Genomic DNA, 13,354 nt, shown 5'->3' with positions numbered 1-13,354 from the left:
CCACAGGCTCGGGCCGGAAGCTACATGCACGAAGGCCCGGCACGCGGGCCGGGCCTTCGGCGTCAGGCGTTAGCGCGCATTACCCGGCATCAACGCGGCGGATAGGCGAGCAGTTCGCTGTCGTCGAGAGGCTCGCGGCGGCTGCGGCGCGTGAGCCCGTAGGCGACGACCAGCACGCCGAGGCTGGCGACACCGAGCCACAGCGGCTTGCGCTGATCGGGGATGAACGCCATCGCGACGAGGATGCCGACCATCCCGATGATCGCGACCCAGGTGAGATACGGATACGCCCACATCTTGACGCGCAGCTTGCTGGCGGCCACCGGGTCGAGACGCTTGCGCAGGCGCAGTTGCGAGAACGCGATCAGCACGTACACGAACAGCGCAACGGTGCCGTACGAATTGACGAGGAACGCGAACACGGTATCGGGCGACACGTACGACATCACCACCGACACGTAGCCGAACACCGTGCCGAGCAGGATCGCGCGCACCGGCACGCCGCGCTTGTTGACCTTCGCGAGCGCGGCCGGCGCGTCGCCGTGGCGGGTCAGCGCGAACAGCATCCGCGACGCCGCATAGAGGCCCGAGTTGAGCGCGGACAGCACCGCCGTCAGCACGATCGCGTTCATCACGTTGGCGGCAGCCGGCAGGCCCATCACTTCGAGTGCGCTCACGTACGGCGTGGCCATCTGATGCGAGTTCCACGGCACCAGCGCCACGACGAGCGCGACCGAGCCGACGTAGAACACCAGCACGCGCGTGATCACCGAATTGGTGGCCTTCGCAACCGCTTTCGCCGGTTCCTTCGCCTCGGCCGCCGCGATCGTGACGATCTCGGCGCCGAAGTAGAAGCCGGTCGCCGCGACCGCCCCGCTCATCACCGGCCCGATGCCGAGCGGCATGAAGCCGCCGTGGCCGAGCAGCGTCGGCAGCACGGACGTCGTGTGCATCGACGCGGGCCACAGGCCGAGCACGTAGAGGCCGCCGAGGAACAGGAACACGATGATCGCGCCGACCTTGATCGACGAGAACCAGAACTCGAACTCGCCGTAGCTGCCGACCGAGATCAGGTTCGTGAGCGTCAGCACGACCAGCAGCGCGAGGCTGATGATCCACGCGGGCGTATCCGGCAACCAGAACTGGATCAGCTTGGCGCCGGCCACCGCTTCGAGCGCGACGACGATCACCCAGAAATACCAGTACATCCAGCCGGTCAGGAAGCCCGCCATCTTGCCGGGCCCGCGCCAGTTGCCGAACGCGAGCCGCGCGTATTCGTAGAACGAACCGACGGCCGGCATCGCGCATGCCATCTCGCCGAGCATCCGCATCACGAGCACGACGAGCCCGCCCGTGATCAGGAACGACAGGATCGCGGCCGGCCCGGTCTGCTGAATCACCACGCCGCTGCCGACGAACAGCCCGGCACCGATCACGCCGCCAAGCGCGATCATCGTCATGTGGCGCTGCTTGAGCCCACACTTCAGGTCACTCTGATTCGAGGGTTGCATGTCTTCTCCATATCCAGTTGTCCGGGCGCCGCCCGCTCGCCACCATCGGGTGAGCGCGGGTGCCGCCGGCGACGGCGCGTGCAGGGGCGCCTGCCGCCCCGGCCGCACGGATTTCTATTGCTTTTATTGTGTTCGACAACCCGGCGCGCGTTGTGTCACGCCGGGCGATATGCACTACGTTCAGGGCTTTTCGTCGTTCCTGAAGTAAGACAGGTAGAGCATCCGTTGCCCGAGGCGCCGGAACGGCGCGAACGGGTGGCCAGGCAGCGGCGACGTGAAGATCGGCAGCGTCTGCCGTGCGCCCTTCCCCGCGATCTGCTCGGCCAGCCGGCGGCCGGCCTGCTGCGAGTACGACACACCGTTGCCGCCGTAGCCGAGCGCGTAGTACACCGACTGCCGCGGGTCGGGCTGGCACACGCGCGGCATCATGTCGTGGCTCACGTCGACCCAGCCCCACCATGAGTAGTCGATCTCCACGCCGCGCAGCGCGGGAAACTTGCGCGCCATCCCTTCCTTCAGCAATTCGAAGTGACGCGGGTTCGGCGCATCGTCCCCGGTGATCGCGCTGCGGCTGCCGATCTGCAAGCGGCGATCCGGCAGGAAGCGGTAGTAGAAACGCAGCGTGCGCGTATCGGTCAGCACCTGTGTCGTGCGGAAATTGCATGCGTCGATCTCCGCGTCGGTGAGCGGGCGCGTGACCATCGAGTTCGACAGGATCGGCATCACCTTGCTGCGCAGCGACGGATGCAGCGTCTGCGCGGTGTACGCGCCGGTTGCGATGCCCACCGCCCGGGCCCGCACGACGCCGCCGGGCGTGCGCAGGTGATGCACGCCGTCGATCGTCTCAAAGCCGAGCACCGGGCTGCTCGTATGCACCTTCGCGCCGGCTTCGCGCGCGAGGCGCAGATAGCCGAACGCGAGCTTCAGCGCGTGGATGCCGATGCCTTCCGGCTCGTGCAGCGCGCCGGCCGCTTCGTGGTCGTTGATGAATTCGCGGCGGAAGGTTTCCGCGCTCAGCAGCTCGGACGGATAGCCGAACACGTCCTTCCACACCTTCGCCTCGGCCGCGAGCTTGGCCATGATGCGCGGACGATGCGCGATCAGGAAATGGCCGCCCGGCTGCGGGTCGCAGTCGATTTCCGCGACGAGCGACTTGAAGTGCTCGAAGCCTTCGAGGATCTCGTCGTGCATCTTCAGCGCGACGTCCTTGCCCCAGCGCTCGATCCACTGCGAGCGCGACAGCCGGCCCGATGCGTTCTGCCCCTGCCCGCCGTTGCGGCTGCTGCAGCCCCAGCTCGTGCGGTTGGCTTCCAGCACGACAGCCTTGATGCCGTGGTCCCGCGCGAGGCACAGCGCGGTCGCGAGGCCCGTGTAGCCGGCGCCGATGATCGCGACGTCGACATCGAGATCGCGCGTCACGGGGCCGTCGTCGGGCGGCGGGGTACCGGCCGTCGCGACCCAGTAGGTCGGCGCGTACTGCCTGCCGCACCCGGGCCCCGGCGACACGAGCGGATCGTAGGTCGGGTCGTAACGCGTATCGTTCGGCCGGCCGCCGGCGAAGCTGCTCGCGGTGCGTTCGATGGAAGGGGTCGACATGCTCAGACCTCCGACGCGGGCTGGCCTGCCGCGCCGCAACGGGCGCATGTGGCGATTCGACTGACTGATGCGGGGCGCGCGCTCGCCGCACGGGCGAATGCTGCCGACTGCCTGTTGGTCATGCCTGTCTCCTGATCGTTCTCTTCGGGTCGATCGTGTGCAGATGCTTCAATGCGGCGATCTGTCGAGGAAAGTGTAGGCAGGCCGATTTGTCGCAGGTAGGGCCAGTGGGCCGGATTCGCTTGGACCAGCACGGGGGCGGCGAACGGCGTGCGGCAGCGGGCGAGAGGGGGACCGTGACGGTCAAAAAGGATCAGCGGCGCGGGCGCGACGCCGCCGAGCGACCGGGACGCCGGATGGCGAGCAACAGCGGGCAGACGGTGTGGGTCGCAATCGGCAGGGGTGCACAGCGTGGGCCTGACGCCACCGGGAGACCGAACAGCCGGCAGCATCGGACGACCGGCTGACGGCAAGGGTCAGAGGCACGGCATAGGCATAGGCATAGGCATGGGCATGGGCATAGGCATAGGCGTGGCCGTGGCCGTGGGCTCGAGTGTGGGCACGGCACCGACCGACGACCGCACCGCCGATACGACCCGCCCCCCCACCCCACCCGCCGTCACATCGCGCGCACCGCGACGCCGTCCACGCCGCCGCGCTTCTCGATCGCCCGCGCGGACACGATCGACAGGAGTGCAGACAACATCACGTAAACCCCGACGAGCCACGGCGCCCCGCCGTTCACGCGCAGCAGCGCGGTCGCGACGATCGGCGTGAGCCCGCTCGCGAAGATGCCCGACACCTGGTAGACGAACGAGATGCCCGTGTAACGCACGTTCGCGTCGAACAGCTCCGCGAACAGCGCGGCCTCCGGCCCGTACGCCATCGCGTAGAAGATCCCGAACGGGATCACCAGCGCGAGCCACACGGCGAGCAGGTGGGTCGACTGCGTCTGCAACAGCCAGAACGCGGGCAGCACCGACAGCCCGCACAGCGTCGCGCCCCACCGGTACACGCGTGCGCGGCCGAGCCGGTCGGACAGCCCGCCGAACACCGGGATGAACACGCACATCACGACCGCCGCGCTCATCACGCCGAGCAGCGCGTCGCCGCGCGAGATCGACAGGTTGCGCGTCATGTAGCCGATCGAGAACACCGCGAACACGTTGAAGAACACGCCGTCGATATAGCGCGCGCCCATCCCGAGCAGGATCGCCCGACGATAGTTGGCGAGCAACTCGACGACCGGCAGCTTCGTCGCGCGCCGCTGGCGCTTGAGCGCGACGAACTCGGGCGTATCGGCCACGCGGGTGCGGATGTAGAAGCCGACCGCGACCAGCAGCAGCGACGCCGCGAACGCGACACGCCAACCCCACGCGAGAAAGGCGGCATCTGGCAGCGCACGCGACAGCGCCGCGACCACGCCGGCCGCGAGGCACAGCCCGATCGCGAGCCCGATCTGCGGCAGGCTCGCATACAGCCCGCGCCGGTGCGGCGGCGCGTACTCGTAGGCCATCAGCACCGCGCCGCCCCACTCGCCGCCGAGGCCGATGCCCTGCAGCACGCGCAGCGTCAGCAGCAGCACCGGCGCCCACATGCCGATCTGCGCATAAGTCGGCAGGAACGCGACGCCGGCCGTCGACACGCCCATGATCAGCATCGTCAGGATCAGCGCGGACTTGCGCCCGACGCGGTCGCCGAGATGGCCGAACAGCAAGCCGCCGAGCGGGCGCGTGATGAAGCCGACCGCGAACGTCGCATACGCGAGCATCGTCGACACGAACGCGTCGCCGGCCGGAAAGTACTGCTTGTCGAACACGATGCCGGCGACCACGCCGTACAGGAAAAAGTCGTACCACTCGACGGTCGCGCCGATCACGCTGGCCGCGGCCACGCGTCGGACGACCCGGGAATCGATTGCCATGCGAGCTTCTCCAGGTAAGGATGCGCCGCAACCTGCCCCGGCGCCTTGCCGGCGGGGGCATCGATGAACGCGCGGCGGCCGTCCGGGCGCAGGCGCACGGGCCACGCGAGTGATGCGTGGCGACGCGCTACGCGAGCGCCTCGGCGGCCGGCGCGACGCTGTGGCCGCGATCGGCCTCGCGCGCGTCCTCGAGGATCATGTCGGACGCCTTCTCGGCGACCATCACGATCGGCACGTTGGTATTGCCCGATACGAGGGTCGGCATGATCGAGCAGTCGACCACGCGCAGTCCGCGCGTGCCGTACACGCGCAGCCGCTCGTCGACGACCGCGAGCGGATCGCTCGCGACGCCCATTTTCGCGGTGCCGGACGGATGGAAGATCGTCTGCCCGTATTCCCGGCAGAACTCGAGCAGTTCGTCGTCCGTCTGCGCGTCCGCGCCCGGCCGCACCTCGCGCTTCATCAGCGGCGCCATCGGCTCGGTGGCCGCGACGCGGCGCGCAAAGCGCACGCCGGCCACCGTCGTGCGGCGGTCGCGCTCGGTGTCGAGATAGTTCGGCTGGATCGACGGCGCGTCGCGCGCATCGTCGGTGCGGATGCGCACGGTGCCGCGCGATTCGGGCCGCAGCTGGCAGATCGAATACGTGCAACCGGGAAACGGATGCACGCTGCCGCCCGCCGAATCGGCCGACAACGTCGAGAAATGGAACTGGATGTCCGGCGTCGCCGATTCGTCCGGCAGCGCACGGCAGAACATCCCGCCCTGGTTGATGCCGATCGCGAGCGGGCCGCCACGGAACAGCGCCCACTGCAGCCCCATCTTCGCGCGGCCGATCCACGAATGCAGCTCGTCGTTGGTCGTGATCGGCTGCGTCACTTCGTAGATCAGACGAATCTGCAGGTGATCCTGCAGGTTCTCGCCGACGCCCGCGCGATCGGCGACGACCGGAATCCCGTGCCGGTTCAGGAGCGCGGCCGGCCCGACGCCCGACACCTGCAGCAGTTGCGGCGACTGCAGCGCGCCGGCCGCGAGAATCACCTCGCGCAGCGCGCGCACCTCGTGCACGTTGCCATGCTGGACGTACCGCACGCCGGCCGCCTGCGCGCCGTCGAACAGCACCTTCAGCGCCTGCGCATCGGTTTCGACATGCAGGTTCGGCCGCCCGCGCGCGGGCTTCAGGTACGCCACCGCCGTCGAGCAACGCAGCCCGTTGCGCGTGGTGAGCTGGTAATAGCCGACGCCTTCCTGGTCGCCCGTATTGAAATCGTCGACCGTGCGCACGCCGAGCCGGTTCGACGCGGCCACGAACGCATCGACGAGTTCGTGCCGCTGCCGGATCGCGGACGCCCACAGCGGGCCGCCGGTGCCGCGCGTGGGCCCTTCGCCGAGCGTGTTGTGTTCGAGCTTGCGGAAATACGGCAGGCACTCGCGCCAGCTCCAGCCGCGATTGCCGAGCGCGGCCCAGTGGTCGTAATCCTGCTGCTGCCCGCGCACGTAGATCAGCCCGTTGATCGAGCTGCAGCCGCCGAGCGTGCGGCCGCGCGGCCAGTACAGGCGGCGGTTGTGCATGTTCGGATCGGGATCGGTGTGGAAGCCCCAGTTGTACACGGGGTGGAACATCGTCTTGCCGTACCCGATCGGCACGTGGATCCACATGTAGCGGTCGGCGGGGCCCGCTTCCAGCAGGCACACCGTATGGCGGCCGCCGTCGGACAGCCGGTTGGCGAGGACGCAACCGGCCGATCCCGCGCCGACCACGACATAGTCGAAGCTGCGTGTCATTCGTGTCTCCGTTCCGGGATTTTGAAAAAATCCGGTATGTTTCGTCCAAATTTATTGAGCCCACGGAACGCGTACAAGCCGATTTATTGTCCACGCCGCGAATGTGGTACAAAAACCGTTCAATTCGTTTCATTTCCCTCGCACACACCATCCCGGGACGCACGCCGATCCCGACGGAGGAGACACATGCGCGACACCGCCCCCGCGCCGCCCGATGGCGCGCCCGCCGACGACGCGCGCGTCCTGCGCGCGCTCGCGGTGCTCGAAGCACTCGCGTCGGCCGGCCAGCCCTACACGCTGTCGCAGCTCGCCGCGCGGCTGCACATTCCAAAGGCGACGCTGCTGCGCCTGATCGAATCGCTCGAAACGCGCGGCTACGTGATCCACCTGCCCGACTCGCGCGGCCACGATCGCGGCATCGCGCTCGGCCCGCGTGCCGCGCAGTTCGCGCTCGCGGCGCTGTCGAACAACACGTTCACGCGCGGCTGCCGCTCGGTGCTGCGCTCGCTCGTCGACGTGCTCGGCGAGACCTGCAACCTCACCGCGCTCGACGGCGACACGGTGCTGTACGTCGAACGCGTCGAGACGACCGAGCCGTTGCGGCTCGAGATGCGGCCCGGCATGCGCGTGCCGCTGCATTGCACGGCGAGCGGCAAGCTGTTCCTGTCGCAGCTGAACGCGCTGGAGCGCAACGCGATGCTCGCGCGGCTCACGCTGAAGAAGATGACCTACCGGACGCTGACCGATGCGCAGTTACTCGCGGCCGAGCTCGACCGGCTCGCCGCGCGCGGCGTCGGGATCGACAACGAGGAGTTCGTGCGCGGGATGGTGGCGGTTGCAGTGCCGGTGAAGGAGGCAGCAAGCGGCCGCGTGCTCGCGGCGCTCGCCGTGCATGCGCCGACCGCGCGCGCGACGCTCAACGACCTGCTGGAGAACGTGCCGAAGATGCGGGAAGCGGCTACGCGGCTCGCGCCGCTGCTGCATGCGGCCGAGGGCGCGCCGCCGGGTTGATTGCCGTGATGCGCCAAAGCGTCGAAACGTTCACGCGAGGTGGTAGCGCAGCCAGAAAGTCTCGCGGCACGCGTTGTCGAACGTGATCCGCGTCGGGCCGATCGGTTGCGCATCGGGATGACGAAGCACGTCGTAGTCGATCCAGCATTCCGCGCACAGCAGGTCGGACGGCGCGCGATCCTGCTCGACAGAGCGGCGCACGATCGCGCCGTTGTCGAAGCGGTATTCGGTTTCGTCGCGCGTGACTTCGACATCGTCGTCGGTCCAGCGGTCGTGCGACGTCGTGTGCGACACGATCGACACCGGGCCCGGGAGTCCGTGGATCGCGGCAACGTAGGAAATGAGCTTGTCCATGGCGAGGCGGCAGGGAAACAGATGGCCGCATCGCGCAACGCGTGCTGCGCGATACGGCCCGAGCGGCGAGTATAGCCGCGTGCCGAAGACCTTGCCGCCGGCGGGGTTTCGCGCGCTACGCCTCCAGCGCGAGCAACGCGAACGTCGCGAGCCAGTGCTCGCCCATGTAGTCGCCGGCCACGTGCGCGAGTGCGCTCGCAAGATGCCGGTCGGCCGCGTCGAGCAGCTTCGCGCGCCGCGCATCGCCTTCCGGCAGCGCGCCGGCCAGCGCCCGCTGGCACCACGCGCGGCTCAGGTTCAGCCCGTCGAGGTGCGCGATCTTGCCGTCGCTGCGGTCGCTGACCGTCGCCGGCTCGAACAGCGTCGCCGGTTCGCCGCGCGCGAGATCGGGCAGGAAGCGCGCGAACCAGCCGTCGAATTCGGCAGCCGGCAGCACGCGCCGCATCAGCTCCGCCTCCATCAGCGCGGGCGACAGGAATTCGTCGCCCGACGGCTCCCACGCCTGGCATGCGACATCGTTCAGGTGCCAGCGCTTCGCGGTATCGACGATCAGCGCCGCGAGCCCGTCGCGCTGCGTGTCGCGCGCGAAGTCGAGCGTGAGCGCCAGCGCGAACGCGGTGTTGAAGTGCGTGCCGACGCGCAGCGGATAGGTCGCTTTCGGCAGGAAGGTCTCGAAGCGCGACACGAACAGGTCGGTCAGCGGCGCCATCGTCTTCGCCCAGCGCGCGGCCTGCGGCATCGCCCCCTTCAGCGCGAGCCGCTCCAGTTGCGCCGACAGCGCGAGCAGCCACGCCCAGCCGTACGGCCGCTCGAAACCGGCGTTGTGCGGCCGCGCGAGATACGCGCGCTCGCCGGCGACGTTCGCGTCGGTGAAGTGCGCGTCGACGATCGCGACGATGCGTTCGGCCTCCGGCAATGCCGGGTAGCGCTCGAGCACGCGCAGCACGAGCCAGTAGCCGTGCACGCACGAGTGCCAGTCGTAGCTGCCGTAAAAGATCGGGTGAAGTGCGCGCGGCCCCTGCACGTCGTGCGGGCCTTCGAGCGCATGCGTGAGCTTGTTCGGATATTCGCGGGTCAGGTGCGCGAGCGCGAGCGACGCGAATTTCGAGGCGAGTTCGGGGGTCAGTCGGTCGGTCATGGGGATCTCGTCAGAAGCGGAATGCGAACGCGTACATCAGCAGCGTGTTCACGGCGAGCAGCAGCAAGGCCGTCGGCCACTGCACCTTGATCACGCCATTCTTGTCCTTCAGTTCGAGCAGCGCCGCCGGCACGATGTTGAAGTTCGCGGCCATCGGCGTCATCAGCGTACCGCAGAAGCCGCTCAGCATCCCGATCGCGCCGACGATCGCCGGGTTGCCGTGGAACTGGTGGACGATCAGCGGCAGGCCGATGCCGGCCGTCATCACGGGGAACGCGGCGAAGCCGTTGCCCATGATCATCGTGAACAGCGCCATGCCGACCGTGTAGGCCGCGACCACCGCGAACGGCGAATCGATCGGCACCCACGCCTTCACGAGCCCCGACACCACGCCGCCGACACCGGCGACCGCGAACAGCGCACCGAGCGCCGCGAGCATCTGCGGCAGGATCGCGGCCCAGCCGACCGCGTCCATCGTGTGGCGTGCCTCCTTCACCGCATGCACGGGCGAATCGCGCAGCATCGCGAGCGCGACGGCGAACGCGACGAGCGTGCCGAGCACGAGCGAGATCAGCGTCACGCTCTTCTGCTCGACGAACGGCACGAGCTTCAACGCGAACGTGCCGATCAGCGTGACGACCGGAATCAGCAGCGCGGGCAGGAACAATTTGTTGCCGAAACGCTGCGCGAGCGTCTCGCGCCGCACGGCCGCCGCTTCCCCGGCTTCGTCGGACGTGCCGCGCCCGAGCTTGCCCGAGCCGGCGATCACCGCGAGCGCGATCGCGAGGCAGCCCGTCACGAAATGCGGCAGCAGCGCGCCGAACAGGAACGTGAGCGCGTAGATCGCCCAGAACGCGAAATTGACGACGCGGCGCGGGTTCGTGCGATCGGTCAGGTTGAAGTAGGCGAACGCGGCGAACATCAGCCCCGCGAGCGTGTACAGCGATTCGAGGCCGATCATCGCGTGCCCTCCTGCCCCACCAGGCCGAAGCCGCGCGTGAGCCGACGGTCGAGCAGCGCGAGGCGCGTGCAGTGGATCACGAGTGCGGCGATCGCGGTCGGGATCGCCCACACCGACAGGTGCAGCGGCTCGATCGAGATGCCGTTCTGTTCGAGAAAGCCCTTGATCAGCAGGATCGACTGGATCGCGATGAAGATGTCCTCGCCGAAGAACACGGCGACGTTGTCGGCGCCCGATGCATGCGCGCGGATCTGCTGGCGCACCGATTCGGGCAGCTCGCCATGCCGGTTGACCGCGGCGGCCTCGGCCATCGGCGCGATCAGCGGCCGCACCATCTGCGCATGGCCGCCGAGCGACGTGAGACCGAGCGCGGCCGTCGCCTGGCGCAGCACGAAATACAGCATCAGCACACGACCCGTGGTGGCCGCCTGCACGCGCGAGATCATCCGTTTCGCCTGCTCCTTGAGCCCGTTGCGCTCGAGCAGCGCGATCACCGGCAGCGTCAGCCAGATGAGCCCCATGTAGCGGTTTTCGGTGAACGCCTTGCCGAACGCGCTGACGATGTCGACGAGATTGAGCCCGCCCGCCAGCCCCGTCGCGAGCCCCGCGATCGTGACCACCAGCAGCGCGTTGAAGCGCAGCGCAAAACCGATCACGACGATCGGCACCCCAATCAGCACCAGCATTGCTCCTCCTTGTGTCGAATGCACGGCGCCTTGGCAACGCGCCGCCTGCCCGGTTTCGACCGGATTCAGTCGGCGCAATCTAACACGAGACTTTATCGATAAATAGTCGACAATTTGCTGCTTCGGGTAAACGTTGAACGGCGTGGACACCGTGCCCGCGCCAGGTGTCGTCAATGTTTCATCCGGGGAATCGGTGGCGGATCAGTGGCCGGCCTGCCCGTGCGAATGCGCCGGTCGCGGCACGCGGATTGGATTGCCCCTCCGGGCCCGGGCCGCCGCGCGTGGCGGAGCCCCGGTGCGCCGACTACACTGGAAAGCATCGGCAACGGACGGGAGAGCCGCCATGATTGACGTATTCCAGACCATCGGCAGCCGCGCGTTCTCCGCTCATCTGGCGAAGGATGGGATGGTGACGCTGATGGAGCAACGCCATGAGGTCGATCGCGTGACGCTCGCGACCGCGTATGCCGCGCTCGTCGAGGAATCCGAGCAGGAAGCCGACCTGCTCGACGCGACGGTCGAGGGGATGATGCGCGCGCTGATCCAGGGGTACGCGCGCAGCCATTGACGGCACGGCCTCGCCCGTCGGAGCGGATGACGGGCAGCCCCGGGCGCTACGCGGCCGGCGTACCGGCGCCCATGTCGAACCACCGGCCCGCGCGCAGTTGCCGGTAGTCGGCCTGCGTGAAGATCCTCAGCAGGTTCGCGACCGCGCCGTTGCTGGCGCGGTCGAGTTCCGTCATGAACGCTTCGACCTCGTCGCGGCCGGCAAACAGGATCGTGCGAAAGTAGCGTTCGCGTTCCGCGTCGGACAGGTTCGTTGCGCGCAGCTGGTACGGATGGTGAAGCGCCGCGAACAGGAAGTAAAACCGCTCGGCATCGTCGCGCAGCACGCGCACCGCTTCCGGATCGACCGGAAAATCGCGGTGGAACGACGCATGCCCGCTCTCGATGGGGATCCGGTACAGCAAGCGGCCGTCGTGCTCGGTCACGATCGGCGCATACGGATCGCGGCTGACCAGCAGGGTGTCGGGCACGGTCATCCGGCATTCTCCCGTCATTTTTATCGAAGCCGCCACGGTAACATGCCGGCTTCCGCGGCCGGTCGTGCCGAAACCGCCGGACCGGCATGCGCGGGCCGACCCGGCTCCCCTGCTGTCGGCAAACACCGCGCCGTCATAGAGGAAACGCACTGAAACGGCACCATGCGCGAATTTTTCGATTGCCGCCGCCCGCGCCGCATGACAGCATGCGGGCGTCGCCAACCGAAAAGAATGCCGTGCCGTCCGGCCGCCGATGCCGTCCGGCGGCGCCGAACAGGCAGCCCCTTCCATGAACCCGGCCTACCTCCAACACTACGAACCGACCGGAGAATTCCGCTTGTGAACATCGGCATCGTCAACGACCTCCCGCTTGCCGTCGAGGCGATGCGCCGCGCGATCGCGCGCCGGCCCGAGCACCGCGTGCTGTGGGTCGCGACCGACGGCGCGCAAGCCGTCGAGCTGTGCGCCGCGCAGCCGCCCGACGTCGTGCTGATGGACCTGATCATGCCGAAATTCGACGGGATCGAAGCGACGCGGCGGATCATGCGATCCGAACGACCGTGCGCGATCCTGATCGTGACGAGCTGCATCGGCGCGAATGCCTGGCGCGTGTTCGAGGCGATGGGCGCCGGCGCGCTCGACGCGGTCGATACGCCGCGGCTCGGCGACGGCGCGGCCGGCGACACGACCCGCCTGCTGCTCGCGAAGATCGACCAGATCGGCCGCCTGCTCGACGCGCCCGGCGGCACGCGCGTCGCCGGCACGGCCGCCCGCGCCGGCGGCGGCCCGCTGATCGCGATCGGCGCATCGGCCGGCGGCCCCGGCGCGCTCGCGTCCGTGCTCGGCGGCCTGCCGGCCGATTTCAGCGCGCCGATCGTGATCGTCCAGCACGTCGACCGCGCGTTCGCCGAAGGCATGGCGCAATGGCTCGACGGCCAGACACCGCTCGCCGTACGCGTCGCGCGCGAAGGCGATCGCCCGCAGCCGGGCGTCGCACTGCTCGCCGCGACCGACGACCACCTGCGCATCACCCGAGACGGCACGCTCGAATACACGCGCGAGCCGGCCGCCACGCCGTATCGCCCGTCGGTCGACGTGTTCTTCAACAGCCTGACCGAGCACTGGCCCGGCCGCGTGATCGGCGTGCTGCTCACCGGGATGGGCCGCGACGGCGCGATCGGCCTGAAGGCGCTGCGGATGAAGGGCTACCATACGATCGCCCAGGACGAGGCGACGAGCGCCGTGTACGGCATGCCGAAAGCGGCCGCGACGCTCGGCGCGGCACGCGCGATCCTGCCGCTCGGGCGCATCGCGGGCGAGCTGGCGGCGCTCGCGAGAATCTGAGCC

The 13,354-nt window shown here is 68.7% G+C and carries 12 protein-coding genes; 3 read left to right on the top strand and 9 right to left on the bottom strand.

All coding sequences use genetic code 11. The features are described from left to right. Positions 1-89 precede the first annotated feature (89 nt). The 4 genes from LGM89_RS09740 to LGM89_RS09725 all read right to left on the bottom strand — a co-directional run bounded on the left by LGM89_RS09740 (position 90) and on the right by LGM89_RS09725 (position 6,814). The gene (locus LGM89_RS09740) at positions 90-1,511 is read right to left on the bottom strand and encodes an amino acid permease (RefSeq protein WP_226203832.1); all 1,422 of its coding nucleotides are present in this window, start codon (positions 1,509-1,511) and stop codon (positions 90-92) included. Between the two features lie 180 nt (positions 1,512-1,691). Further along, positions 1,692-3,107 carry an NAD(P)/FAD-dependent oxidoreductase gene (locus LGM89_RS09735; RefSeq protein WP_226203834.1) on the bottom strand — a complete coding sequence of 472 codons (1,416 nt, stop codon included), beginning with the start codon at positions 3,105-3,107 and terminating at the stop codon, positions 1,692-1,694. A gap of 619 nt (positions 3,108-3,726) precedes the next feature. Then, on the bottom strand, positions 3,727-5,031 hold the full coding sequence (locus tag LGM89_RS09730) for an MFS transporter (protein ID WP_089497268.1): 1,305 nt from the start codon (positions 5,029-5,031) through the stop codon (positions 3,727-3,729). A gap of 127 nt (positions 5,032-5,158) precedes the next feature. Continuing rightward, positions 5,159-6,814, bottom strand: coding sequence for a GMC family oxidoreductase (locus tag LGM89_RS09725; RefSeq protein WP_226272939.1), 1,656 nt, complete (start codon positions 6,812-6,814; stop codon positions 5,159-5,161). Positions 6,815-7,000: 186 nt separating this feature from the next. Between LGM89_RS09725 and LGM89_RS09720 the strand changes: the two genes are divergently transcribed. Beyond that, a complete protein-coding gene (locus tag LGM89_RS09720) occupies positions 7,001-7,825 on the top strand; it encodes an IclR family transcriptional regulator (RefSeq protein ID WP_089497270.1) in 825 nt (274 codons plus the stop codon). A gap of 30 nt (positions 7,826-7,855) precedes the next feature. On the opposite strand, the gene LGM89_RS09715 is transcribed toward LGM89_RS09720, so the two are convergent. The 4 genes from LGM89_RS09715 to LGM89_RS09700 form a co-directional block, all read right to left on the bottom strand. Next, positions 7,856-8,179 carry a hypothetical protein gene (locus LGM89_RS09715; protein ID WP_226272938.1) on the bottom strand — a complete coding sequence of 108 codons (324 nt, stop codon included), beginning with the start codon at positions 8,177-8,179 and terminating at the stop codon, positions 7,856-7,858. Positions 8,180-8,294: 115 nt separating this feature from the next. Next, complete coding sequence (locus LGM89_RS09710) at positions 8,295-9,317, bottom strand: DUF2891 domain-containing protein (protein ID WP_226272937.1); 1,023 nt, start codon at positions 9,315-9,317, stop codon at positions 8,295-8,297. Positions 9,318-9,327: 10 nt separating this feature from the next. After that, positions 9,328-10,278, bottom strand: coding sequence for a DUF979 domain-containing protein (locus tag LGM89_RS09705; RefSeq protein WP_226272936.1), 951 nt, complete (start codon positions 10,276-10,278; stop codon positions 9,328-9,330). Then, the gene (locus LGM89_RS09700) at positions 10,275-10,964 is read right to left on the bottom strand and encodes a DUF969 domain-containing protein (RefSeq protein ID WP_174971847.1); all 690 of its coding nucleotides are present in this window, start codon (positions 10,962-10,964) and stop codon (positions 10,275-10,277) included. Before LGM89_RS09700 ends, LGM89_RS09705 begins: the two co-directional genes overlap by 4 nt. A 343-nt stretch (positions 10,965-11,307) precedes the next feature. Here LGM89_RS09700 and LGM89_RS09695 point away from each other — a divergent pair, with 343 nt between their 5' ends. Further along, positions 11,308-11,532, top strand: coding sequence for a hypothetical protein (locus tag LGM89_RS09695; protein ID WP_039357299.1), 225 nt, complete (start codon positions 11,308-11,310; stop codon positions 11,530-11,532). 46 nt (positions 11,533-11,578) lie between these two features. Here the strand turns inward: LGM89_RS09695 and LGM89_RS09690 are convergent, their stop codons facing one another. Continuing rightward, entirely contained in the window at positions 11,579-12,007 is a 429-nt protein-coding gene (locus LGM89_RS09690; RefSeq protein WP_089497275.1) for a hypothetical protein, read from the bottom strand. A gap of 339 nt (positions 12,008-12,346) precedes the next feature. Here LGM89_RS09690 and LGM89_RS09685 point away from each other — a divergent pair, with 339 nt between their 5' ends. After that, complete coding sequence (locus tag LGM89_RS09685) at positions 12,347-13,351, top strand: chemotaxis response regulator protein-glutamate methylesterase (RefSeq protein ID WP_226272935.1); 1,005 nt, start codon at positions 12,347-12,349, stop codon at positions 13,349-13,351. The last annotated feature ends 3 nt before the right edge of the window (positions 13,352-13,354 follow it).

The sequence above is a fragment of the Burkholderia sp. AU31624 genome (assembly GCF_020420065.1).
GTDB lineage: Bacteria > Pseudomonadota > Gammaproteobacteria > Burkholderiales > Burkholderiaceae > Burkholderia.
This window is presented reverse-complemented; position numbering and strand designations above follow the sequence as displayed.

What these genes read in the sequence shown, in the direction of transcription:
- LGM89_RS09710 (WP_226272937.1), bottom strand. Translation starts at nt 9,317, where the DNA reads ATGACCGACCGACTGACCCCCGAACTCGCCTCGAAATTCGCGTCGCTC.
- LGM89_RS09705 (WP_226272936.1), bottom strand. Translation starts at nt 10,278, where the DNA reads ATGATCGGCCTCGAATCGCTGTACACGCTCGCGGGGCTGATGTTCGCC.
- LGM89_RS09720 (WP_089497270.1), top strand. Translation starts at nt 7,001, where the DNA reads ATGCGCGACACCGCCCCCGCGCCGCCCGATGGCGCGCCCGCCGACGAC.
- LGM89_RS09725 (WP_226272939.1), bottom strand. Translation starts at nt 6,814, where the DNA reads ATGACACGCAGCTTCGACTATGTCGTGGTCGGCGCGGGATCGGCCGGT.
- LGM89_RS09695 (WP_039357299.1), top strand. Translation starts at nt 11,308, where the DNA reads ATGATTGACGTATTCCAGACCATCGGCAGCCGCGCGTTCTCCGCTCAT.
- LGM89_RS09730 (WP_089497268.1), bottom strand. Translation starts at nt 5,031, where the DNA reads ATGGCAATCGATTCCCGGGTCGTCCGACGCGTGGCCGCGGCCAGCGTG.
- LGM89_RS09700 (WP_174971847.1), bottom strand. Translation starts at nt 10,964, where the DNA reads ATGCTGGTGCTGATTGGGGTGCCGATCGTCGTGATCGGTTTTGCGCTG.
- LGM89_RS09735 (WP_226203834.1), bottom strand. Translation starts at nt 3,107, where the DNA reads ATGTCGACCCCTTCCATCGAACGCACCGCGAGCAGCTTCGCCGGCGGC.
- LGM89_RS09690 (WP_089497275.1), bottom strand. Translation starts at nt 12,007, where the DNA reads ATGACCGTGCCCGACACCCTGCTGGTCAGCCGCGATCCGTATGCGCCG.
- LGM89_RS09740 (WP_226203832.1), bottom strand. Translation starts at nt 1,511, where the DNA reads ATGCAACCCTCGAATCAGAGTGACCTGAAGTGTGGGCTCAAGCAGCGC.
- LGM89_RS09715 (WP_226272938.1), bottom strand. Translation starts at nt 8,179, where the DNA reads ATGGACAAGCTCATTTCCTACGTTGCCGCGATCCACGGACTCCCGGGC.